This is a genomic window from Shewanella sp. 0m-6, assembly GCF_052977325.1.
Genome location: NZ_JBRIMD010000072.1, coordinates 1 through 562, shown reverse-complemented (window position 1 = coordinate 562; position 562 = coordinate 1). Strand labels below are relative to the sequence as shown.

At 39.3% G+C, this 562-nt stretch carries 1 protein-coding gene; it reads right to left on the bottom strand.

What is annotated here, in order from left to right:
* Nucleotides 1-24: 24 nt before the first annotated feature.
* A complete protein-coding gene (locus tag ACVBJC_RS20410) occupies nt 25-501 on the bottom strand; it encodes an IS630 family transposase (protein WP_447162726.1) in 477 nt (158 codons plus the stop codon).
* Nucleotides 502-562 lie beyond the last annotated feature (61 nt).

Below are 562 nucleotides of genomic sequence, written 5' to 3'. Positions count from 1 at the left end.
TATCCCGGGATCTTAAGGATCGTTTTAATTTGGAATTTTTTTAAACTCTTCTTGAGCCTCTATTGATTGCTTTGGGTGCTTAGAGCGTGAGGTTATCCATGAGAAACCCATATGATTCAATAAATAATAGATTGAGTCAGGGTGATAAGTTTTGCCAAACTCTGACAAAATATAGTTGTGTATGTGTGCCCCCGTTAATCTACCACCTTGATCGCTGCTTGCTCTTTTCTCTATATAGTCAGCGAGTTGAGCTTGCTGTTCTGTGCTGAGAAATGCAGGTCTTCCTGTACGCGGTTTTTCTTGCAGCCCCGCGAGCCCTTCTTCTAAATAGGCATGTACCCACTTATTGACGCTGGTTCTGCTCACTTTTAAAAATAGTGCAATTTGAGTTCGAGATTTTCCATCCTGAAAATGAGCCAGTGCAAGTAGGCGCATCTTCATTTGGATAGATTTTTGCTCACGAGCTAGAGCTGTAAAGTCAGTATTTTTAAAGTTATCCATAACCACAAATGAAGAGAATACGATGAATGCAATTAGATCATATTTTTACTTAGATTGGTAT